This window comes from Enterobacter cloacae complex sp. SHL021, from assembly GCF_049237765.1.
GTDB lineage: Bacteria > Pseudomonadota > Gammaproteobacteria > Enterobacterales > Enterobacteriaceae > Enterobacter > Enterobacter cloacae.
This window is the reverse complement of the sequence record NZ_JBMKJG010000009.1, coordinates 95,489-116,541: the sequence shown is the minus strand read 5'-3', so window position 1 is coordinate 116,541 and position 21,053 is coordinate 95,489. Positions and strand designations below refer to the sequence as shown.

The 21,053-nt window shown below is 55.1% G+C and carries 19 protein-coding genes; 6 read left to right on the top strand and 13 right to left on the bottom strand.

Annotated elements, in window-relative coordinates:
- Window positions 1-16: 16 nt before the first annotated feature.
- Window positions 17-1,192, bottom strand: a complete 1,176-nt coding sequence (gene manA / locus ACOTZF_RS11270; RefSeq protein ID WP_062934337.1) for a mannose-6-phosphate isomerase — start codon at window positions 1,190-1,192, stop codon at window positions 17-19.
- Window positions 1,193-1,391: 199 nt separating this feature from the next.
- On the opposite strand from manA, the gene fumA reads away from it, so the two are divergent.
- Both fumA and fumC read left to right on the top strand, forming a co-directional pair.
- Entirely contained in the window at window positions 1,392-3,038 is a 1,647-nt protein-coding gene (fumA, locus tag ACOTZF_RS11265; protein WP_038419230.1) for a class I fumarate hydratase FumA, read from the top strand.
- Window positions 3,039-3,175: 137 nt separating this feature from the next.
- Window positions 3,176-4,570 carry a class II fumarate hydratase gene (gene fumC / locus ACOTZF_RS11260; RefSeq protein ID WP_097534227.1) on the top strand — a complete coding sequence of 465 codons (1,395 nt, stop codon included), beginning with the start codon at window positions 3,176-3,178 and terminating at the stop codon, window positions 4,568-4,570.
- Here the strand turns inward: fumC and tus are convergent, their stop codons facing one another.
- The 4 genes from tus to rstA form a co-directional block, all read right to left on the bottom strand.
- Window positions 4,571-5,500 (bottom strand): DNA replication terminus site-binding protein, encoded by a 930-nt coding sequence (tus, locus tag ACOTZF_RS11255; RefSeq protein ID WP_029882784.1) that lies wholly within the window; start codon window positions 5,498-5,500, stop codon window positions 4,571-4,573.
- A 73-nt stretch (window positions 5,501-5,573) separates the two neighbouring features.
- A complete protein-coding gene (rstB, locus tag ACOTZF_RS11250; protein WP_013096876.1) occupies window positions 5,574-6,872 on the bottom strand; it encodes a two-component system sensor histidine kinase RstB in 1,299 nt (432 codons plus the stop codon).
- A 109-nt stretch (window positions 6,873-6,981) separates the two neighbouring features.
- Window positions 6,982-7,242: a hypothetical protein gene (locus tag ACOTZF_RS11245; RefSeq protein ID WP_129317870.1), complete on the bottom strand. Its 261-nt coding sequence runs from the start codon at window positions 7,240-7,242 to the stop codon at window positions 6,982-6,984.
- Between the two features lie 247 nt (window positions 7,243-7,489).
- The gene (gene rstA / locus ACOTZF_RS11240) at window positions 7,490-8,206 is read right to left on the bottom strand and encodes a two-component system response regulator RstA (protein WP_013096874.1); all 717 of its coding nucleotides are present in this window, start codon (window positions 8,204-8,206) and stop codon (window positions 7,490-7,492) included.
- A gap of 128 nt (window positions 8,207-8,334) precedes the next feature.
- Here rstA and ACOTZF_RS11235 point away from each other — a divergent pair, with 128 nt between their 5' ends.
- Complete coding sequence (locus tag ACOTZF_RS11235) at window positions 8,335-8,670, top strand: GlpM family protein (RefSeq protein ID WP_129251602.1); 336 nt, start codon at window positions 8,335-8,337, stop codon at window positions 8,668-8,670.
- Here the strand turns inward: ACOTZF_RS11235 and folM are convergent.
- The 3 genes from folM to ydgH form a co-directional block, all read right to left on the bottom strand.
- A complete protein-coding gene (folM, locus tag ACOTZF_RS11230) occupies window positions 8,667-9,389 on the bottom strand; it encodes a dihydromonapterin reductase (RefSeq protein ID WP_013096872.1) in 723 nt (240 codons plus the stop codon). The genes ACOTZF_RS11235 and folM overlap by 4 nt on opposite strands.
- 39 nt (window positions 9,390-9,428) lie before the next feature.
- Window positions 9,429-10,811 carry an amino acid permease gene (locus tag ACOTZF_RS11225; RefSeq protein ID WP_129251603.1) on the bottom strand — a complete coding sequence of 461 codons (1,383 nt, stop codon included), beginning with the start codon at window positions 10,809-10,811 and terminating at the stop codon, window positions 9,429-9,431.
- A 185-nt stretch (window positions 10,812-10,996) separates the two neighbouring features.
- Window positions 10,997-11,941: a DUF1471 family protein YdgH gene (gene ydgH / locus ACOTZF_RS11220; RefSeq protein ID WP_047023670.1), complete on the bottom strand. Its 945-nt coding sequence runs from the start codon at window positions 11,939-11,941 to the stop codon at window positions 10,997-10,999.
- Between the two features lie 534 nt (window positions 11,942-12,475).
- On the opposite strand from ydgH, the gene pntA reads away from it, so the two are divergent.
- The 3 genes from pntA to ACOTZF_RS11205 all read left to right on the top strand — a co-directional run bounded on the left by pntA (window position 12,476) and on the right by ACOTZF_RS11205 (window position 16,620).
- Window positions 12,476-14,005 (top strand): Re/Si-specific NAD(P)(+) transhydrogenase subunit alpha, encoded by a 1,530-nt coding sequence (pntA, locus tag ACOTZF_RS11215; protein WP_020688274.1) that lies wholly within the window; start codon window positions 12,476-12,478, stop codon window positions 14,003-14,005.
- A 10-nt stretch (window positions 14,006-14,015) separates the two neighbouring features.
- The gene (pntB, locus tag ACOTZF_RS11210) at window positions 14,016-15,404 is read left to right on the top strand and encodes a Re/Si-specific NAD(P)(+) transhydrogenase subunit beta (RefSeq protein ID WP_013096868.1); all 1,389 of its coding nucleotides are present in this window, start codon (window positions 14,016-14,018) and stop codon (window positions 15,402-15,404) included.
- A 106-nt stretch (window positions 15,405-15,510) separates the two neighbouring features.
- Window positions 15,511-16,620: a mechanosensitive ion channel family protein gene (locus tag ACOTZF_RS11205; RefSeq protein WP_013096867.1), complete on the top strand. Its 1,110-nt coding sequence runs from the start codon at window positions 15,511-15,513 to the stop codon at window positions 16,618-16,620.
- Window positions 16,621-16,660: 40 nt separating this feature from the next.
- Here ACOTZF_RS11205 and uspE read toward each other — a convergent pair whose 3' ends face one another.
- The 5 genes from uspE to abgT form a co-directional block, all read right to left on the bottom strand.
- On the bottom strand, window positions 16,661-17,611 hold the full coding sequence (gene uspE, locus ACOTZF_RS11200; RefSeq protein WP_013096866.1) for a universal stress protein UspE: 951 nt from the start codon (window positions 17,609-17,611) through the stop codon (window positions 16,661-16,663).
- A gap of 109 nt (window positions 17,612-17,720) precedes the next feature.
- The gene (locus ACOTZF_RS11195) at window positions 17,721-17,849 is read right to left on the bottom strand and encodes a hypothetical protein (protein ID WP_255309974.1); all 129 of its coding nucleotides are present in this window, start codon (window positions 17,847-17,849) and stop codon (window positions 17,721-17,723) included.
- A gap of 192 nt (window positions 17,850-18,041) precedes the next feature.
- Window positions 18,042-18,794, bottom strand: a complete 753-nt coding sequence (fnr, locus tag ACOTZF_RS11190; RefSeq protein WP_006174991.1) for a fumarate/nitrate reduction transcriptional regulator Fnr — start codon at window positions 18,792-18,794, stop codon at window positions 18,042-18,044.
- A 183-nt stretch (window positions 18,795-18,977) separates the two neighbouring features.
- Entirely contained in the window at window positions 18,978-19,493 is a 516-nt protein-coding gene (ogt, locus tag ACOTZF_RS11185; protein WP_013096864.1) for a methylated-DNA--[protein]-cysteine S-methyltransferase, read from the bottom strand.
- A 10-nt stretch (window positions 19,494-19,503) separates the two neighbouring features.
- Window positions 19,504-21,030, bottom strand: a complete 1,527-nt coding sequence (gene abgT, locus ACOTZF_RS11180; protein ID WP_020688271.1) for a p-aminobenzoyl-glutamate transporter — start codon at window positions 21,028-21,030, stop codon at window positions 19,504-19,506.
- Window positions 21,031-21,053 lie beyond the last annotated feature (23 nt).

Sequence of the window (21,053 nt, the reverse complement as noted above, 5' to 3'; positions counted from 1 at the left end):
AAAAATTCAGTATTGTCTAAAGCTTATTAAATACGCGCGCCAGGCGACCGGTACCGCTCACGCTGACCGGGGACTCATTAGCAGCAACGAATGCTGACTCACCCGGCTTAAGCACCAGACGCTGTTCGCCTTTATGCAGTGTCGCTTCACCCTCAACGCAGAACAGGATTGCCGCGCTCTCCTGCGCGATGGTCGTTTCGGTCTGGCTGAGGTCGTGCAGGGAGAAAGCAAAATCGTCAACCGGAATAGGGAAGTCCAGCTCTGCGCCATTTTTGACGGGCTGAGTAAGCAGCTCGGCAGCAGGTTTTGCCACAAACTTCACGTTAGCCACCAGTTCAGGGATGTCGATATATTTCGGCGTCAGACCCGCGCGCAGCACGTTGTCCGAGTTGGCCATTACCTCCAGCGCCACACCCTGCAGATAGGCATGCGGCGTTTCTGCGAACAGGAACATGGCTTCGCCCGGGTTTAGTTTCACCACGTTCAGCAGCAGCGGGGAGAACAGGCCGCTGTCGTCCGGGTAAAACGCAGAAATCAGACGGATGGTGTCCCATGGTTCGCCCTGCTGGCCGTCCAGCGCCGCTTTCAGCACCGCCAGGGCGTGGGACTTCTCGTCGCCCTGCATGTTGAGCAGGCTGGCGAACAGCTGGCTCAGGCTTTCCGCGTTCGGATTTGCCAGGAAATGCGCGATAGCGTTATGCGCTCCTGCGACCGGCTGCAGCAGAGAGATGATCTCGGAGAACTCGCGAAACGCGTTCATCGCCAGGAAAGGGGTCAGCGCAAAGACCAGCTCCGGCTTGTGGTTCGGATCTTTATAGTTACGCTCGGCGGCATCTAACGGGATACCGGCCGCATTCTCTTTTGCAAAGCCAATTTCAGAGGCTTTCTTGTTCGGGTGAACCTGGATGGAGAGAGGTTGATCGGCACACAGCACCTTAAACAGGAACGGCAGCTCGCCAAAACGGTTGGCCACGCTGTTACCCAGCAGCGTGGCTTTATCGGCATCAATTACGTCGCGCAGCGCGCGCACCTGGCCGCTGGCATCTTCAACTTTTGAGCTGCTCTTCGGGTGGGCGCCCATCCACAGTTCTGCCATCGGCAGGTTGTCCAGGTTCGCGATACCGTAGAGTTCCGTTAACGCAGTTTTACTTCCCCAGGCGTAGTTTTGCACTGAGTTGATGAGTTTTTGCATTATCAAGCCCTGATTCAAATGTGGAATAAACTCCGGGTATTAAAGCAATAAACCACCTGGAAGTAACCTGCGGATGTAAAAAGTCGTACTAGTCTCAGTTTTTGTTAAAAAATTGTGTAGGATAAGCTGACTCGCTTTTAAGCCGGGCAGCGGAACATCTGCCCTGAATAATCAGACCGACGCAGTAAGTGAGAGAACAATGTCGAACAAACCCTTTCATTACCAGGATCCTTTCCCGCTCGGTAAGGATCAGACCGAATATTACCTGTTAACCCGCGATCACGTCTCTGTCTCTGAGTTTGAAGGGCAGGAGATCCTCAAGGTCGATCCGCAGGCGCTGACCTTACTGGCGCAGCACGCCTTCCACGACGCCTCGTTTATGCTCCGTCCTGCGCATCAGCAGCAGGTGGCCGATATTCTCAGCGACCCGGAGGCCAGCGAAAACGATAAGTATGTCGCGCTGCAGTTCCTGCGTAACTCCGATATCGCGGCAAAAGGCATTCTGCCGACCTGCCAGGACACCGGTACGGCCATCATCGTGGGTAAAAAAGGCCAGCGTGTCTGGACCGGAGGCGGCGATGAAGCCGCGCTGGCGCACGGTGTCTACAACACTTACACCGAAGACAACCTGCGCTACTCGCAAAACGCGGCGCTGGATATGTATAAAGAGGTCAACACTGGCACCAACCTGCCTGCGCAAATTGACCTCTATAGCGTGGACGGCGATGAGTACAAATTCCTCTGCATCGCGAAAGGCGGCGGTTCAGCCAACAAAACTTACCTCTACCAGGAAACGAAAGCGCTGCTCACACCGGGCAAGCTGAAGAACTACCTGGTGGAAAAAATGCGTACCCTGGGGACTGCAGCCTGCCCGCCATACCATATCGCCTTTGTCATTGGCGGCACGTCGGCGGAAGCGACGCTGAAAACCGTGAAGCTGGCATCGACTAAATACTACGACGGCCTGCCAACCGAAGGGAACGAACACGGCCAGGCGTTCCGCGATGTTCAGCTTGAGCAGGAGCTGCTGGAAGAAGCGCGTAATCTGGGGCTCGGCGCACAGTTCGGCGGTAAATACTTTGCTCACGACGTGCGTGTGATCCGTCTGCCGCGTCACGGCGCATCCTGCCCGGTGGGGATGGGCGTCTCATGCTCGGCGGATCGTAACATCAAAGCGAAGATCAACCGTGAAGGCGTGTGGATCGAAAAACTGGAGAACAACCCGGGTAAATACATTCCGGAAGAGTTGCGTAAAGCCGGTGAAGGTGAAGCGGTTCGCGTTGATCTGAACCGTCCGATGAAAGAGATTCTGGCGCAGCTGTCTCAGTACCCGGTCTCGACGCGTCTCTCCCTGAACGGCACGATCATCGTCGGCCGCGACATCGCCCATGCGAAGCTGAAAGAGCGCCTGGACAACGGCGAAGGGTTGCCGCAGTACATCAAAGATCATCCGATCTACTACGCGGGCCCGGCGAAAACGCCAGAGGGTTATGCCTCCGGCTCATTAGGCCCAACCACCGCAGGCCGCATGGACTCCTATGTAGACCAGCTCCAGGCCAACGGCGGCAGCATGATCATGCTGGCGAAAGGCAACCGCAGCCAGCAGGTGACGGACGCGTGCCACAAGCACGGCGGGTTCTACCTCGGCAGTATCGGTGGTCCGGCGGCCGTACTGGCGCAGGGCAGCATCAAGAGCCTGGAGTGCGTGGAATACCCGGAACTGGGTATGGAAGCGATCTGGAAAATTGAAGTGGAAGATTTCCCGGCGTTTATCCTGGTGGATGACAAAGGCAATGACTTCTTCAAGCAGATCCAGTCCTCTCAGTGTTCGGCATGTGTGAAGTAAGCTAAAAAGCCGGGTGGCGGCTACGCCACCCGACAACAAAAAGAGCGCACAAAGCGCCATAACGTTTCTCAGAAGTCATCAATACTTATCTCTTAAGCATGTGAGCAATCCCATCTTTAATTATCAAGGAGAAAGTAATGACAACGCATCGCCGTGAGAAAGATTCGATGGGCGCGATCGACGTTCCGGCCGACAAACTCTGGGGGGCGCAAACCCAGCGCTCGCTGGAACATTTCCGTATTTCGACAGAGAAAATGCCCGTTTCGCTGATTCAGGCGCTGGCGCTGACCAAACGTGCCGCCGCCAAAGTGAATCTGGATCTGGGCCTGCTGGCGGCTGACAAAGCCAACGCCATCATCAGTGCCGCCGACGAAGTGCTGGCGGGCAAGCATCCCGACGAATTCCCCCTGGCCATCTGGCAGACCGGCTCTGGCACGCAGAGCAACATGAACATGAATGAAGTGCTGGCCAACCGGGCAAGCGAGTTGCTGGGCGGCGTGCGCGGTATGGAGCGTAAGGTTCACCCGAACGATGACGTTAACAAGAGCCAGAGCTCCAACGATGTCTTCCCGACGGCAATGCACGTGGCGGCGGTGATTGCCATCCGTGAACAGCTGATCCCGCAGCTAAATGTGCTTAAAAGCACCCTTAACGAGAAAGCCCAGGCCTTCAGTGATATCGTCAAAATCGGGCGTACCCACCTGCAGGATGCCACGCCGCTGACCCTTGGGCAGGAGATATCCGGCTGGGTGGCGATGCTGGAACACAATCTCAAACACATTGAGTACAGCCTGCCGCATCTCTCTGAGCTGGCGCTGGGCGGCACGGCGGTGGGGACGGGGTTAAATACCCATCCGGAGTACGCGGTGCGCGTGGCGGAAGAGCTGGCCGCGATTACCGGGCAACCGTTTGTTACCGCGCCCAATAAGTTTGAGGCGCTGGCAACCTGCGACGCGCTGGTTCACACCCATGGTGCGCTGAAAGGGCTGGCGGCATCACTGATGAAAATCGCCAACGACGTGCGCTGGCTGGCCTCTGGCCCGCGCTGCGGCATTGGTGAAATCAGCATCCCGGAAAATGAACCGGGTAGCTCCATTATGCCGGGCAAAGTGAACCCGACGCAGTGTGAAGCCATGACTATGCTCTGCTGTCAGGTGCTGGGAAATGACGTGGCCGTCAACATGGGCGGTGCGTCAGGCAATTTCGAGCTGAACGTCTATCGTCCGATGGTTATCCACAATGTGCTTCAGTCTGTACGGCTGCTGGCGGACGGTATGGAGAGTTTCAACGCGCATTGCGCCTCCGGCATTGAGCCGAACCGCGAGCGAATCAGCCAGTTGCTCAATGAGTCGCTGATGCTGGTGACCGCCCTCAATACCCATATCGGCTATGACAAAGCCGCTGAGATCGCCAAAAAGGCGCATAAAGAGGGGCTGACGCTGAAAGCCTCTGCGCTGGCGCTTGGCTACCTCACGGAAGCCGAGTTTGATGCCTGGGTTCGCCCTGAAGCGATGGTCGGCAGCCTGAAATAGTTACGTCGCCACATACAGGTGCAGCCGGGGAATAATCAGCTGCAGCGGCTGCGCCTGAGGCTTATAGCGATGCTGAACGTTTTCCGCATCGTAATTCAGCAGTTCGCCAATGTCCGGTACCACGGCGCCCTGGTCGGCATCATAGAGCGCAATCAGCGGTGTTGGGCAGGCGTACTGGATCTGCTTTTGCTGGCCTGAATACCAGACGCGGGCGATAGGCTGCACCTTCACCGGGCGTTTAATCTTCAGGCGCGTTTCTGCGGGCAATGACGCGATGCTGTGATACTCCTGCTCCAGGCGCTCAATCCACTGCTCGCGCGACCACGGAGCCACGGTGCGCGGCGCTTTCAGGCTCTTTTCCAGCTGGGCCAGGATCTCATCCCGGGTAAAGTTTTTGATAATGTGCTTGTTGGCCCAGCCGAAGCGCAGCGTGGCGGGCTGACGCAGTACCGTCAGCGTACGGTAGGCATTCAGGGTGATTAAACCCGGAAGCTGGCGGTGCACCCACTCAAAGCGGGCAGCTGGCGCCAGGCCTGACTCTTCGGTAATGATCTTTTCAAATGCCGCTTTCAGGGTATTGATGTGCGTAATCTGGGTTTCCAGCGCCTCACGGGTTTCGGCGTCCGTTTGCAGACAGATCACCCCCGGCAGGCGAACGGCCGCCTTGCTGCTGCGGTTTTCTGACTGCTGCTGAATAAACAGGCGACGATAGTGCTGTAGCGCCAGATCCCGCGCGGATTGGCCGATATGCTGTTTGACGTCGATGGTTTGCAGCGGATCGTGCTCTGCGCCTTTTGCCACCTCCGGCAGGGTAAAGACCCGTGCAGCCAACAGGCGGCAGGCCTGCAGGCGCTCGGTTAGCGTTAACAGCTCATGCTCCATCTCCCGAAAGGTGCTGTTCAGCCTTTCGATAAGATCGTATGTCGCCATGTGAATCCCCATTAGTTACAACATACTCATGGTATAGCACAGCACGCCGGGTCAGGCCAGCGTGCGGTTAAGGTCAGGCAGGAACGGGAAGGGCGATGTTATGGTACACCGGCCAGCTAAAGCAGAAGCATGCGCCGCCGAGTTCACTCTCCCCGCACTGCACCGTGCCGCCCATCGCCTGCGCGATAGAGTGGACAATCGCCAGCCCCAGACCACACCCTCCCGTCGCACGGTCGCGGCTCGGGTCGAGACGCACAAACGGCTCGAACACGGTTTCACGCGCATCCGGGGCGATGCCGGGGCCATCGTCTTCCACCGTCAGACGGGCCTGATTGTCCTGCAAGTCCAGGCCAATTCGCAGCGTGCTCTCGCTGTAGCGCATGGCGTTGTTCATCAGATTATCCAGCACGCGTTCCATCAGGCGCATGTCCAGCGCGCCGTAATCTCCCGGCGTGACGCGCGTTAACAGGGTGCGTTGCGGATTGACGCTCTGGACGTCATCAATATGGGTTTGGATCCACGTCGGCAGATCCGGGGTACTGAGGTGCAGTTCATTTTGTGGACGGTCAAGACGAGCATAGGTGAGCAGCTCCTCAATGAGCGCTTCAAGCTGGCCGATGTCGCGGTTTAACGCCTGAGACTCTGCCGCCGTAAGGTTTTCGCTCATCTCCAGCCGATAGCGCAGACGCACCAGCGGCGTGCGCAGCTCATGAGCAATCCCGTCGATCAGCTGTTTTTTGCTGGCAATCAGGGCGTTGATGTTATCGGCCATCTGGTTAAATGCCACCCCCAGACGTTCAAAGCTGGACCCGCTGTCAAAGTGAATACGCTCGGTAAGATGCCCCTCGCCAAAGCGCTGTGCGGCGGATTCCAGTTTCAGCATGTCCTGCCAGTGTGGGCGCATCCAGATAAAGACCGGGAAGGCGAGTGAAATGGCGATAAAGGCCATCAGGGCCATATCCAGCAGGCGCATCTGGTGCAGATAATAGAGATAAGGCACCGGCCCTACAGCCAGCACATAATGACTGCGCGGAATGCGCTGGATAAAGGTGTATTTCTCATCCAGTGCCACGATATCCCCGTCACGCAGGCGCTGCATGGCAGGCGGATCTAAATCGAAATCCTTCAGCGGTTCAATGCGCAGATCGAACGACAGGTTCAAATCCAGCTCTTTTAAGGTTCTCGCCCAGTCATGTGGTGGAATTTCACGCAGTTCGCTGCGCATCAGATAAAGTGAGCTTTTCATCAGATCGTCCAGCGACTGCCTGCCCGCTCGTTCGGCAGTGAACTTATAGACCAGCCCGACCAGCATGGTCATTACCAGGAAGCAGACAAACAGCAAAAGATAAAACTGCACAAAAAGCTTTTTCATTAAATCTCACCGAAAAAACGATACATGCAGAATATACATGAAAAACCTTCCGGTGTTTTCACCACCATCATGCACGACAAACGTATTATCTAAGCCGTGCCGAGGTTTGTTACATGGCGTGAGTACTTCTTTTGATTTTGGCGATGAGTTTTTCTGTCACGCTCAGGCCTTCCGCGCTCTCCGCATCAATCACGGCGCTTCCGAATTCGTTAATTAAATCCAACAATATTTCGTAAGACTGAATCAGTTCCAGAAGATCAAAGAGGGCTTTTTGGTCGGCACGCGTGGGGGAGGCTTGGTTAAGCGTTGCCTGATTAACAATCCATTCAAGATTGGTTTTGATGGCTTCTACGTCATGGTAGCTATACATATGTCATAGGCTTAAATCCTCATTTCAAGATTTTATGGGAGAGAGGTAGCGAAAGCGTCGCGATAAAAACGTTTATGTGGCGGGCCCGGTGCGAGCTCAAGAAGGAATGCAGGAAAAGTAATTATGGATTAGTTCGCTGGCTTAGCAAGTTAATTGTTGCGCCAACGGGCAAATTAACGCGCGAAAGAAAGGGCATTGTCATGTAATGCCTTCATTTCGCGCAGGCTATGCTATTTTGCTAACGCGATCAGGTTTCCCAGGCGTGCGGGGCGAACAGATAACCCTTGTTACGCACGGTTTTGATGCGGTACGGCTCGGTGGCGTTGTCCTGCAGTTTCTTGCGCAGTCGCGAAATAGCCACGTCAACACTGCGATCCATTCCATCGTAACTTACGCCGCGCAGGTTTTTCAGCAACGCGTCACGGTCCATAATCTGCCCCGCATGGGTGGCCAGCTCCCAGAGCAGGTCAAAATCGGCGGTAGAGAGCGCGATAAGCTCACCGGAAAGCAGGACCTGGCGGTTAACCGGATCGATGGATAACGTGCCAAACCGCATCGCTTTATGCGGCATCAGGGACTGCGCCGGCACCTCGCGTTCACTGCTGGCATGCTGGCGCAAATGCAGGCGCAGACGGGCGAGCAGAACGGCAGGCGGCGTGGTTTTAAGAATGTAGTCATTGGCCCCCATCTCCAGCGACAGAATATGGTTCATGTCGCTGTCCAGTGAGGTCAGCAGTACGATAGGGCCATCCCACTGAGCGCGCAGGTCGCGGCACAGCGTCATCCCGTCTTTGCCGGGCAACATGATATCCAGCAGCACCAGATCCGGGTTTTCACGCACCACGACCTCTTCGGCGCGATCGCCACGTGGCTCAACAATAACGTCCATATCATGTTTACCCAGATAAGCGGCGATCAATTGCCCCACTTCGGGCTCATCTTCTACATAAACAATCTTATTCATACAACGTCTGTTATCGCGAAAAATGCCAACATACACCGCGTAACCTTAACCTTCCATTAATCTTTCAAAATTAACGTCAGTTCCGTTATTCTGGCTCATATTGTTACTTGATTGTTATAGGAAAAAGCATGGGGCTGGCGATAAAAGCCGCGCTGGGCGCGCTGGTGGTGTTATTGATTGGCGTACTGGCAAAAACCAAAAATTACTACATTGCCGGGCTGATTCCGCTCTTCCCGACGTTTGCGCTCATTGCACACTACATTGTCGCCTCGGAACGCGGCACTGAGGCGCTGCGCACCACCATTGTGTTTGGCGTGTGGTCAATCATCCCTTACTTTCTCTACCTGTTGTCCTTGTGGTATTTCACGGGCTTTCTGCGGCTTCCCCTGGCGCTGGGCGGGGCGGTGGTCTGCTGGGGGCTCAGCGCCTGGGTGCTGATTTTCTTCTGGAGCCGCTATCACTAGCGCAGCGGTCGCCCGCCGTCCACGGCAAAGGTTCTGCCGGTGACGTAACAGCTGGTGAGCAGATAATCGATAAGGTCGATCACCTCTTTCTCGCCAGGGGCGATTTTCATCAGGGATTTATTCAGCGCCTGCTGACGATACTCGGCATCATCGCCCTCGTTGAATAAAATCATCGCCGGGGCGATGGCGTTCACCTTGACCTCTGGTGCCAGCTTGCGGGCAAATGAACGCGTCATGTTATCCAGTGCGGCTTTACTCGCCGCATAAGCGATGTGTTTGTCGCTCCCGCGCTCCACCACATAATCGGTGAAATGAATAATGTCACCCGCGGCATGGCCGTGGCCGCGCAGCAGATCCTGCAGGGCATGGTTAAGCAAATAGGGGGCATTGACGTGGATCTGCAGCATACAGGCGAGCGTTTCGCTGAGCGACGTACCGGGTTTTTCTGCAAGCCATGCGCTGGCGTTATGGATAATCGCCCGCAGACCGTGGGTCGTTGATTTGACCTTATCCGCAAAGGCAAGTATGCCGTCGTCGGTGGAGAAATCAGCCTGAATACAGGTTGCCCCCGCTTTTCGTAGCCCGTCTATCGAGGGGTATTCCGTGCGGTAACTGACAATGACCGGGTGGCGAAGGTTGAGAAAGTGATGGGCGAGGGCGAGGCCGATACGACGGCCTCCACCAGTGATCAGTATTGGGCGATGCTGCGCAGTTCCCATCGTATTCTCCTTTTCAGTTCAACAATGGGAAACGCAGGGTTATCCCATTAACATCCAGGTTGCCGGTACGGCAGCAACCAGTAACAGCCCGATGAGGGCCATTTCACGGCGTTTAAGCGCGTTCTCCAGCTGATGAGTACGGCGGGAATAGATAAACACCAGCAGGCCCGGCGCATACAACACCACCGACAGCAGCAGATGCATAGGCCCGGAAGCATACAACAACCACAAACCGTAAATACAGGCGCCGATCCCTACCGCATAATGCGCCGGGCGGGTGGCGATTTTTAACAGATACGCACCCACTAAGAAATAGGGTACCAGAATCATCTCCGAGGCGATGGTCAGCAGGGTGTTATAGTCCGAACCTGTGAGCCAGATCAGCACCAGGCAGACCTGAACGCTGATATTCGTCAGCCAGAGCGACGCTGACGGCGCACTGTTTTTATTCTGACGGGCAAACAGACGCGGAAACGCTTTGTGCGTGGCAGCCAGGAAAGGCACTTCCGCCGCCATGATGGTCCAGCTCAGGTAAGCCCCGCAGACGGAGATAATCAGCCCCGCGGCAATGACCACATCGCCCCAGCTACCGAGCATTTTCACCATCAGACCGGCCATGGATGGGTTACGCATTTCGGCCAGTTCAGGACGAGCCACCACACCCAGCGACAGCAGCGTCACCAGCAGATAGACACCGAGGGCCGCCAGCACCGCCAGCAGCGTGGCGCGTCCGACGTCGCGCTTATTGCGCGCGCGGGCAGAGACCACCACCGCACCTTCAACACCAATGAAAACCCACAGGGTGATCAGCATGGTGTTTTTCACCTGCTCCCAGACGGGGACGCCCAGCGCAAGGCCAGTGAAATCGAGTTTAAATACATCCAGACGGAATGCCATAAACGCCAGCACAATAAACAGCCCGAGCGGAACCAGTTTGGCCAGCGTCGCCACCAGGTTAATGCTTGCCGCTGTCTGGACGCCGCGCAAAATGAGCCAGTGTACGACCCACAGCAGCACCGACGCCCCGACAATCGACTGCCAGGTGTTGCCGTCACCAAAGAGACGCAGCTCGGGCGTATCGGTAAAGAAACTGAGCGCCGAGAAGACAATAACCAGATAGGAGACGTTAGCGATCACCGCACACAGCCAGTAACCCCACGCGGAACAGAAGCCAATCAGTTCCCCAAAACCGGCCCGCGCGTAGGTGAAAATACCGCCATCGAGATCGGGACGAATACGGGTCAGCAGCAGCATGGCGAAGGCCAGCAGCAAAATGCCAACGCCGGTAATCCCCCAGCCAATCAGCAGTGCGGCAGGGCTTGCGACGGCCGCCATATTCTGCGGTAAACTGAATACCCCCGCACCCAGCATTGAGCTTAAAACGAGTGCAGTTAAAGCACTCAGGCCAAGTTTCTTTTCCATTGGCTTCCTGTTATGAAAGGTCCAAATCCAGAATAATTATTTCGCACAGGCGCATAAAAATGGTGGATCACACTAAGGCGCGGGATTTTACGGAGTGTCACGAACGCATGCAATGATGTGTAGCAGAAATTCAAAAAAAGTAACAAAAAAAGGCGGCACTGAGCCGCCTTTAATGAAGGGTTTTGTTACTTGTACAGATCGGCGCTGATGGTCACATTGTTACCACGTTCCTGCCACTGGCGGGTGATGTGGTAGTACTTCGCCCCTTTCTTCGCCGCGCGCTTCGCGACCTGATAAGAGACTTCCGTCATATTGCCGTAGTTGCCGGTAAACTTGATGCTGTCGAACGGCACCATCTGCGCAGCCGTGGCGTTGTTCAGCTCTTCAACTTTGGTGCCGTCTGGCAGGGTAACGGAGTAACGGCCACCTTTCGTGGATTGCGTCTCAAAGAAACGGCCCACTTCAGCGCTTGGCGCTGCGGAGGTTGCTACGCCTGGAATTTCGACTTTCTTCGCTTCTTCGCCGCCTTTCGCTAACGCCGCGCGACCGGCTTCTGAATCAGCAGGGATGGCATCCGGGCTTTGCAGAACGCGTTTTTTCGCATCTTCTTTATAGATGAACGCGGTAATACGCTGGTTGCCACCCTGGTTAGCATCTACCTGACGCACGATGTAGAACGAGTAAGCCCCTTTCTGTTTCGCGGCTTTGGTGATGGCATCGTTCACTTCTGGCTGGCTGCGGTAGAAGCCCTGAACGGTAACGGTGTCATACGGTTCCAGCTCAATCGCCTGATCTTTAGGCAGTTCAACGACGCCGTTGATCACGCGGTTTTTCGGCGCGTCAGCTTTTGGCGCATTCTCTTTGTACAGCGCAATGGTCACGCGCTGGTTACCGCTATTGCCTTGATCGGACTGGTCAAGCACGTAAAACGACGCTGCGCCGTTTTTATCAGCGGCTTTTGATGCGGCGGTAACGGCATCGCCAATAGAGTTGTAACGACCCACAATGACCGTATGGTCAAAAGGTTTTAACGCTGCCGCTTGCTCCGGCGTTAACTCTGTCGCGGCATTCGCAGACAGGGCGGTCGCGGAAAGAAGTGCGGACGCCAGGAGTGTGTTCTTAAGCTTCATAAAAATAATCCTTCGCCTTGCGCAAACCATGTACTGGTATTGTTGTTAATTTGAGACGGTCCCGATTATGGCATTTAAAACCTGTTGCTGTCTGCGCCATTTTTCACAGCCTGTGCTCACCGAAGGATCTGATTCGATAACATTTAGTGATATGTTGAAAAAACAGGCGTTTGACAAGCAAAAGTGATAAAGCATACGACTTTTACAAGTTAATTTAATGTTAATAAGTTGATCTCATATGGCGCTATATCATGTTTTTACCGCTTCGCTTGCGCGATTTATCGGTTCTGAGGATGAATTTAAGGTAAATATCTCTGTCAGCGAGGCCGATCGCTTATTTTTCACAGATAATGTAAGAAATAGTGTTTTCAGGCGGTAGATCGCAGGCGCTATTTTCAGTAGGTTATAGAAAGTTTGTTACTGTTTTATTTTCCGGGGTTACTCATTTGCCGCCGCTCTAAGGATGGCGAAATTTGATGCAACTGCGGGCATTTATCGATAAACCATCATCAAAAACAGATGGAAGGGAAAACTATGCGTATTGGGGTACCAAAAGAACGGTTTGCCAATGAAACCCGCGTAGCGGCGACACCTAAAACGGTGGAGCAACTGCTTAAACTGGGTTTTACCGTCGCCATTGAAAGCGGCGCGGGCAAACTGGCGAGTTTCGATGACGAGGCCTTTATTCAGGCTGGTGCGGACGTGGTGGACGGTGCTGAAGTCTGGCAATCACCCGTTATTCTGAAGGTGAATGCGCCGCAAGAGAGCGAGATTGAGCTGCTGAACCCGGGCACCACGCTGGTGAGCTTTATCTGGCCTGCCCAAAACCCAGAGCTGATGGAGAAGCTGGCGGCACGTGGCGTGACGGTAATGGCGATGGACTCCGTGCCGCGTATTTCGCGCGCGCAGTCTCTGGATGCCCTGAGTTCAATGGCGAACATCGCCGGTTACCGTGCAATCGTCGAAGCCGCCCACGAATTCGGCCGTTTCTTCACCGGTCAGATCACGGCGGCAGGCAAAGTGCCTCCGGCAAAAGTGATGGTGATTGGTGCCGGTGTGGCAGGCCTGGCGGCTATCGGTGCGGCAAACAGCCTGGGCGCTATCGTCCGCGCCTTTGACACCCGCCCGGAAGTGAAGGAGCAGGTGCAGAGTATGGGCGCCGAGTTCCTTGAGCTGGACTTCAAGGAAGAAGCGGGCAGCGGTGATGGTTATGCGAAGGTGATGTCCGAAGCCTTTATCAAAGCGGAAATGGAACTCTTTGCCGCGCAGGCAAAAGAGGTGGACATTATTGTCACCACCGCGCTGATCCCGGGTAAACCGGCACCGAAGCTGATCACCCGTGAGATGGTGGACACCATGAAGCCGGGCAGCGTGATTGTCGACCTGGCCGCGCAAAACGGCGGTAACTGTGAATATACCGTGCCGAACCAGGTATCCACGACCGCCAACGGCGTGAAGGTGATTGGTTATACGGATCTGCCTGGCCGTCTGCCCACGCAGTCGTCCCAGCTGTACGGTACTAACCTTGTTAACCTGCTGAAACTGCTCTGCAAAGAGAAAGATGGCAACATCACCGTTGATTTTGACGATGTGGTTGTGCGCGGCGTGACCGTGGTGCGTGAAGGCGAAATCACCTGGCCTGCGCCACCGATTCAGGTTTCCGCCCAGCCTCAGGCTGCACCGAAAGCGGCGCCAGAACCCACAGAGCCTGCTAAACCGGCGTCTCCGTGGCGTAAATACGCGCTCATGGCGCTGGCGATTATTCTGTTTGGCTGGCTGGCCGATGTCGCGCCAAAAGAGTTCCTCGGCCACTTTACCGTCTTCGCGCTCTCCTGCGTGGTGGGTTACTACGTGGTCTGGAATGTCTCCCATGCACTACACACGCCATTGATGTCGGTCACTAACGCCATCTCCGGGATCATCGTGGTCGGGGCGTTACTGCAGATTGGTCACGGCGGCTGGATTAGCTTCCTGAGCTTTATCGCGGTGCTGATCGCCAGTATCAATATTTTCGGTGGTTTCACCGTGACTCAGCGCATGCTGAAAATGTTTCGTAAAGGCTAAGGGGTAGCATATGTCTGGAGGATTAGTGACAGCCGCATACATTGTTGCTGCAATCCTGTTTATTTTCAGTCTGGCGGGACTTTCCAAACACGAAACGTCTCAGCAGGGTAATAACTTTGGTATCGCCGGGATGGCGATTGCGCTGATTGCCACTATTTTCGGACCCGATACCGGCAACGTTGCCTGGATCCTGGTGGCGATGATCATCGGCGGGGCGATCGGAATTCGTCTGGCAAAACGCGTTGAAATGACCGAAATGCCGGAGCTGGTGGCGATCCTGCACAGCTTCGTCGGTCTGGCGGCGGTGCTGGTGGGCTTTAACAGCTATCTGTACCACGAACCGGGCATGGAGCCGATTCTGGTCAACATTCATCTGACCGAAGTGTTCCTGGGTATCTTCATCGGTGCAGTGACCTTCACCGGCTCGATTGTGGCGTTCGGTAAGCTGCGCGGTAAGATCTCCTCCAAACCGCTGATGCTGCCAAATCGTCATAAGCTGAATCTGGCGGCGCTGGTGGTCTCCTTTGTGCTGCTGGTGGTCTTTGTGCGTACCGAAAGCGTAGGTCTGCAGGTGCTGGCGTTACTGGTGATGACCATCATTGCGCTGGCGTTCGGCTGGCACCTGGTGGCCTCCATCGGTGGGGCGGATATGCCGGTTGTGGTGTCGATGCTGAACTCCTACTCCGGTTGGGCGGCGGCAGCGGCTGGCTTTATGCTGAGCAACGACCTGTTGATTGTCACCGGTGCGCTGGTGGGCTCTTCCGGTGCGATTCTGTCCTACATCATGTGTAAGGCGATGAACCGCTCATTCATCAGCGTTATCGCCGGTGGTTTTGGCTCTGACGGCTCCTCGACCGGTTCTGACGAAGAAGTGGGCGAGCACCGTGAGATCAGCGCAGAAGATACGGCAGAGATGCTGAAAAACTCGCACTCGGTCATCATCACCCCAGGCTATGGCATGGCGGTAGCGCAGGCGCAGTATCCGGTCGCTGAAATCACCGAGAAGCTGCGCGCGCGCGGCATCAAGGTGCGCTTTGGCATCCACCCGGTAGCGGGGCGTCTGCCAGGCCACATGAACGTGCTGCTGGCAGAAGCGAAAGTGCCTTACGACATCGTGCTGGAGATGGACGAGATCAACGATGATTTCGCCGACACCGACACCGTGCTGGTCATTGGCGCCAACGACACCGTTAACCCGGCGGCGCAGGACGATCCACGCAGCCCAATCGCCGGGATGCCGGTTCTGGAAGTGTGGAAGGCGCAGAACGTGATTGTCTTCAAACGTTCCATGAACACCGGCTACGCTGGCGTTCAGAACCCGCTGTTCTTCAAAGAGAACACCCACATGCTGTTTGGCGATGCCAAAGCCAGCGTGGATGCTATTCTGAAAGCACTGTAATTCGCGTTCTCCTCAAAAACCGCTCTTCGGGGCGGTTTTCTTATTTCTGCGGTCAGCGTTTCTCCTCTGTCTATACTTTACCCTTTGTGTACTACGAGGAGGTGAAATGCAATTTTTGTCCCGCTTCGACATCCTGGAGCTGATGATGACGCCGACATTCTGGGTAAGCGTCGCCACGGTTATCGTCGTGACGCTGCTGGTCTACTGGCTTCTGACGCGCCTGATCGCATTCGTTAAGAGAGGGATCACAACCTGGGGAGATAAGCACCCAACCACAAACAGGATGCGTTTTATCCTGACCGATATGCTTAACCGCACCAGTCGCTTCCTGCTTTTTGTCGTGGCGTTGCTCATCAGCCTGCGTTTTGTTGATTTACCCGACCGGCTCTTTAGCACCGTAAGCCACGCCTGGTTCCTTGTCTTCGCGATACAGGTGGCGCTCTGGCTGGATCAGGGCGTGGTGTCGTGGCTGCGACACGTTATGCTGGCCCCCGGCAGTCATAAAAATCCGGTTACCCTGGTGATCACCGGTCTTATCCTTCGCGCTATCGTCTGGTCTGTGATGCTGCTGTCGATTCTCGCTAACGCGGGCGTCAACATCACCGCGCTGGTAGCAAGCCTGGGGGTAGGGGGTATTGCTATCGCCCTCGCCGTACAAACCATTCTGAGCGACGTCTTCGCTTCGCTTTCTATCGGCTTTGATAAACCGTTTGAAATTGGTGATTTCGTGGTGTTCAACGACGTGGCGGGAACGGTGGAACACATAGGCTTAAAAACGACACGTATTCGTAGCCTGAGTGGGGAGCAGATCGTTTGCGGTAACGCCATTTTGCTTCAGCAGACGCTCCACAACTATAAACGTATGCAGACCCGTCGCATCGTCTTCACGTTTGGCGTCGCCAGCGACACGCCGCCTGAAAAGCTGCGCTATGTGGGGGATATGGTCAGGCAGATCATCACCGATGTGGGTGAGACAAAGTTCGATCGCGCCCATTTCCTCGGGTTTGACCGTGACCGCCTGACGTTTGAAGTGGTTCATATTGTCAATACGGCGGATTACAACAAATACATGGATATCCAGCAGGAGATTAATATCCGTATTCTCGAAGGGCTGAACGCCCAGGAGATTAAGCTGGCGCTGCCCAGCATGGTGTTGCACGCACCGTGGATGCAGGATCGATCAACTGAAGAGACACAGACAGCGATCGAGAGCTGATAAGAAAAGCCCGCCGGGGAGGCGGGCGAATAGACTGACGTTAATCGTCTTCCGGGTCATCCAGTTCAACCGGTGTCTGGTACTCATCCGGCTTAATGACCAGCAGGTCGCAGCGCAGATGGTCAATCACCTGTTCCGCGGTATTGCCCAGGAACGCGGCAGAAATACCGGTCCGTCCGATGGTGCCCAGCACCACAATCCCTGCCTGCAGATGTTCGGCTAAATCCGGGATCACCTCTTCAGGCAACCCTTTTTCGACATGCGTCATGTTCTCATCAATGCTGAACTTCTGGCGCAACGCTTTCATGGCCAGCAGGTGCTGTCCGCGGATCGCGTCGTTATATACGCTCGGATCAAATTCAGGCAGTTCGATGGCAATATTGATAGGGGTAACCGGGTAAGCGCCGACCAGATGCACTTCGGTGTGGTTAACCTGCTCGGCAAGCAGCAGCGTCTCTTTGACCAGCTTTTCATTCAGCGAATTGTGATAATCCTCTTCGCTTGCCAGGTTTACTGCCACGACGGCTTTGCCGCCTTCAGGCCACGGCTGATCTTTCACCATCCAGACCGGGCACGGGCATTTACGCAGTAAGTGCCAGTCTGTCGGCGTGAAGATCACGGATTCCAGCTTGTCGTGCTGGTGCGCCATTTTCAGCAGCAGATCGTGCCCACCGGCGACCACCTCCTGGATAATCGCTTCAAAGGGGCGGTTATGCCAGACCACTTTAATATCGATAGGCACACCCGCTTCCAGGTAGTACTTCGCCTGTTCGCGGATCCACGCGGTACGTTGGCTGATCACTCCCTGACGCATAGCGGTACGCTCGTCAGGCGACAGAAGGGTGGTCATCTCATACGAGAAGTCATAGATCGGCAAAAACGCTTTGATTTTGCCACCAATCCGTTGATGTAAATACACAGCACGTCGTAATGCCGGCTGATCGTCCTGATTAGGATCGATAGCTACCAGCATGTTTTGATACTTTGCCATACAGGTCTCCTTACTACTGTCACCACAGTCTGTAATTAAAAGAGTAACCTATATATCCTGAATGAAACAGAGGTAAGGTTTTGCCAGATCAATAATTCATGAAAATATCTCAGAAGAATAGCACCGTCGTTGTCACCGCGATAAACGCAATCAACAGCAGCACCATCACCACGATGGCAAACGTGGTGGAGTCCTGAACGTAGGTTTTTTCCTCTCCCTTCATTGGGCCGACAAGCATGATCCAGATGAAGAGGAAGGTTACGGAGGCAATAACAACTGAAACGAAAAATAAACTTTCTCTCAATTTAACCTCAACGAGAACCTTTCAGGAGCGGGGGATGTCTGTCGCAGGGGCGGGAAGTGGTGTGCTTACCTGCCAGACCAATAAATCATAAAAATTTATCGGCCTGGCATCAATCATTCGTGGGGTTTATGCCACGTTGCGGGCGTGGCCGGCAAGAACAGCCAGCGCTTCACCGTTTTCGATGGTGATGTATTTACCTTTAACGGCCAGCATGCCGCTTTTCTGGAAACGGCCCAGCAGACGGCTGATGGTTTCCACGGTCAGGCCCAGGTAGTTACCAATATCGCCACGGGTCATGGTGAGACGGAACTCACGTGGAGAGAAACCACGTTCGGCGAAACGGCGGGAGAGGTTATAGATAAATGCAGCCAGGCGCTCTTCCGCATTCTTTTTGGACAGCAGCAGGATCATGTCCTGATCGCCTTTGATCTCACCGCTCATCAGACGCATCATCTGCTGACGCAGGTTTGGCATTTTGCCTGACAGATCGTCCAGCGTTTCAAACGGGATTTCGCAGACCATTGAGGTTTCCAGCGCCTGCGCAAAGCTCGGGTGATGGCCAGTACCGATGGCGTCAAAGCCGACCAGATCGCCTGCCAGATGGAAGCCGGTGATCTGCTCATCACCTTGTTCGGTGATGGTATAGCTTTTGATGGTGCCAGAACGGATAGCATAGAGCGATTTCAGTTCGTCTCCCGCTTTAAACAGCGTCTGCCCTTTCTGAATAGGCTTTTTGCGCTCGATGATGTTATCAAGCTGGTCAAGCTCATGCTCATTCAGGGTAAACGGGATACAGAGCTGGCTGATGCTGCAATCCTGGCAATGGATAGCACAACCGCCAGACTGAATGCGTCGTATAATTCGCTTTTCTGGGATCATAGGTTTGCTCAAGCCTTAATTGATATTGGTCAATTTTAACATCTTTTTGGTAAGTACGTAAGCCTGGCAAACCATCAATAAGGACAAGAGACGGCAACGTGTTGCCATCTTCTTGAAATTCCACAGCTTGATTATGGATTTTTAGCCTAACCGGTAGAAAATTAAGCACAAAAAGCCTGGGAACTACAGCAAAAGATACCCTTCGTGACGCAGTAACCACTCCTTGCGCTGCACACCGCCGGCATAGCCGGTCATGGTGCCGTTGCGGCCGATCACACGATGGCAGGGCACCACGATACTGACGGGGTTAGAACCGTTCGCGGCACCCACCGCCCGCGCCGCGCCCGCGCGGCCTAACTGTTCTGCGAGCTGGCCGTAGTGCATAACCTGACCACACGGAATATCGCGTAGCGCCTGCCAGACTTCACGCTGGAATGGCGTACCGGCCGTGGCGGTTGGCAGGTCATTGATGATGCTGAGATCGCCCTCGAAGTACGCCGCCAGCTTGTCGCTCAGCCCACCTGGATTGGTGGCACTGATACGCTCAAAGCCCTGGGCGCGGTAATGGATGTTGAGCAGCTCTTCCATGCGATCGCTGTGCTCTTCCCATTCCACGGCACGCAGATGGAACTGCTCGTCGGCGATAACCCACAGCGGCCCAAGCGGCGTTGCAATTTTATCTTCGAGTAATCTCAGCATCCTCTTTCCTTTAATTCAGCCTCGGGTAGATACCCGGTCCTATCGGCAGGCCGACAAGATACCATGCCACCAGCATCACCAGCCATACCCCTAAAAAGATAAGCGGATAGGGTAAAACCAGCGAATAGTAGGTACCCAGCTTCGCCTCCGGTTTATAGCGCTGCAGGAAGCCCAAAAACAGCGGTACGAATGGCGAAACCGGCGCCAGCGGGATCACCGAGGAGTCGGCGATACGGAACAGGATCTGCGCAAAGGCCGGATGGAAGCCCAGCATCATAAACATCGGCACGAAAATGGGGGCCAGAATCGACCAGATGGCGGATCCGCTGGCGATAAACATGCACAGCAGTGACGACAGCAGCGCCAGACCCACAAACGCCGGGACGCCGCTTAACCCGGCGGCTTCCAGCGCATCGGTCAGGCCAACGGCCATAAATTTGCCCATGTTGCTCCAGTTAAACATGGCGACAAACTGGGCCAGCGGGAAGACCATCACGATAAAGCCCGCCATCTCCTTCATCGGCTCAATCATCAGTTGCGGCAGATCGGCCTGGCGGCGGATTTTGCCAGTGGCGATGCCATACGCGAGCGACACGACAAAGAAAAACAGAATGATCAGCGGCACAATGCCCTGTATAAACGGCGAGGGCAGGACGGTATGTTTCACCGGGTCGCGCAGGATACCGTTCTCCGGTACTACCATCAGCGCCACCATCGCGATAAATACCAGCGAGACTATCCCGGCGACACGCAGGCCAAAGCGTTGCTCTTTGCTCAGCGTCTCCAGCTTTTCGTCACTACGGCCTTCCCATTTCCCTAACCGCGGCTCGATGATCTTATCGGTAATCAGCCCGCCAACAAGCGTCAGGACGATCACCGAACTGGCCATAAAGTACCAGTTGTCGATCACGCTGACGTGCATGGCCGCATCGATTGTTTTCGCCGCCTCGGTGCTAATCCCCGAAAGCAGGACATCGGTGGTGACGATCAGCAGATTGGCAGTGAAACCGCATCCCACACCGGCAATTGCCGACAACAGACCCGCCACGGGGTGACGCCCGACGGCAAGGAAGATCAGCGCCCCCATCGGCGGCATGATTACCAGCGCGGCATCAGAAGAGATGTGGCTGAAAAACGCAATAAACAGCACCATATAGCTGGCGTAGCGTGCGCTGACGTGAGAAGCCATTTTCACCATCAGCGCGGGGAGCAGGCCAACGCGCTCAGCCAGTCCGGCCCCCAGCACCAGCGCCAGAATGGCGCCCAGCGGCGCAAAACCGCTGAAGTTTTTAATCACATTCGGTAAAAACCAGTGCAACCCTTCAATGCTCAGCAGGTTCTTTACGCTTACCATGCTGCCATCGGCCGGGCTGCGCACGCTCACCCCTAAGGCGGACAGCACGGCTGTCGCCACCATCAAAACCACGATTAACCAGATAAAAAGCAGGAAAGGGTGTGGCACTTTATTGCCGATCCTTTCAACCCAGCCATAGAGCTTACCGGATGGGGAATGCGAAGGTATGGATGACATACTCATGGGCGTTCCTCGGGACTGTTGTG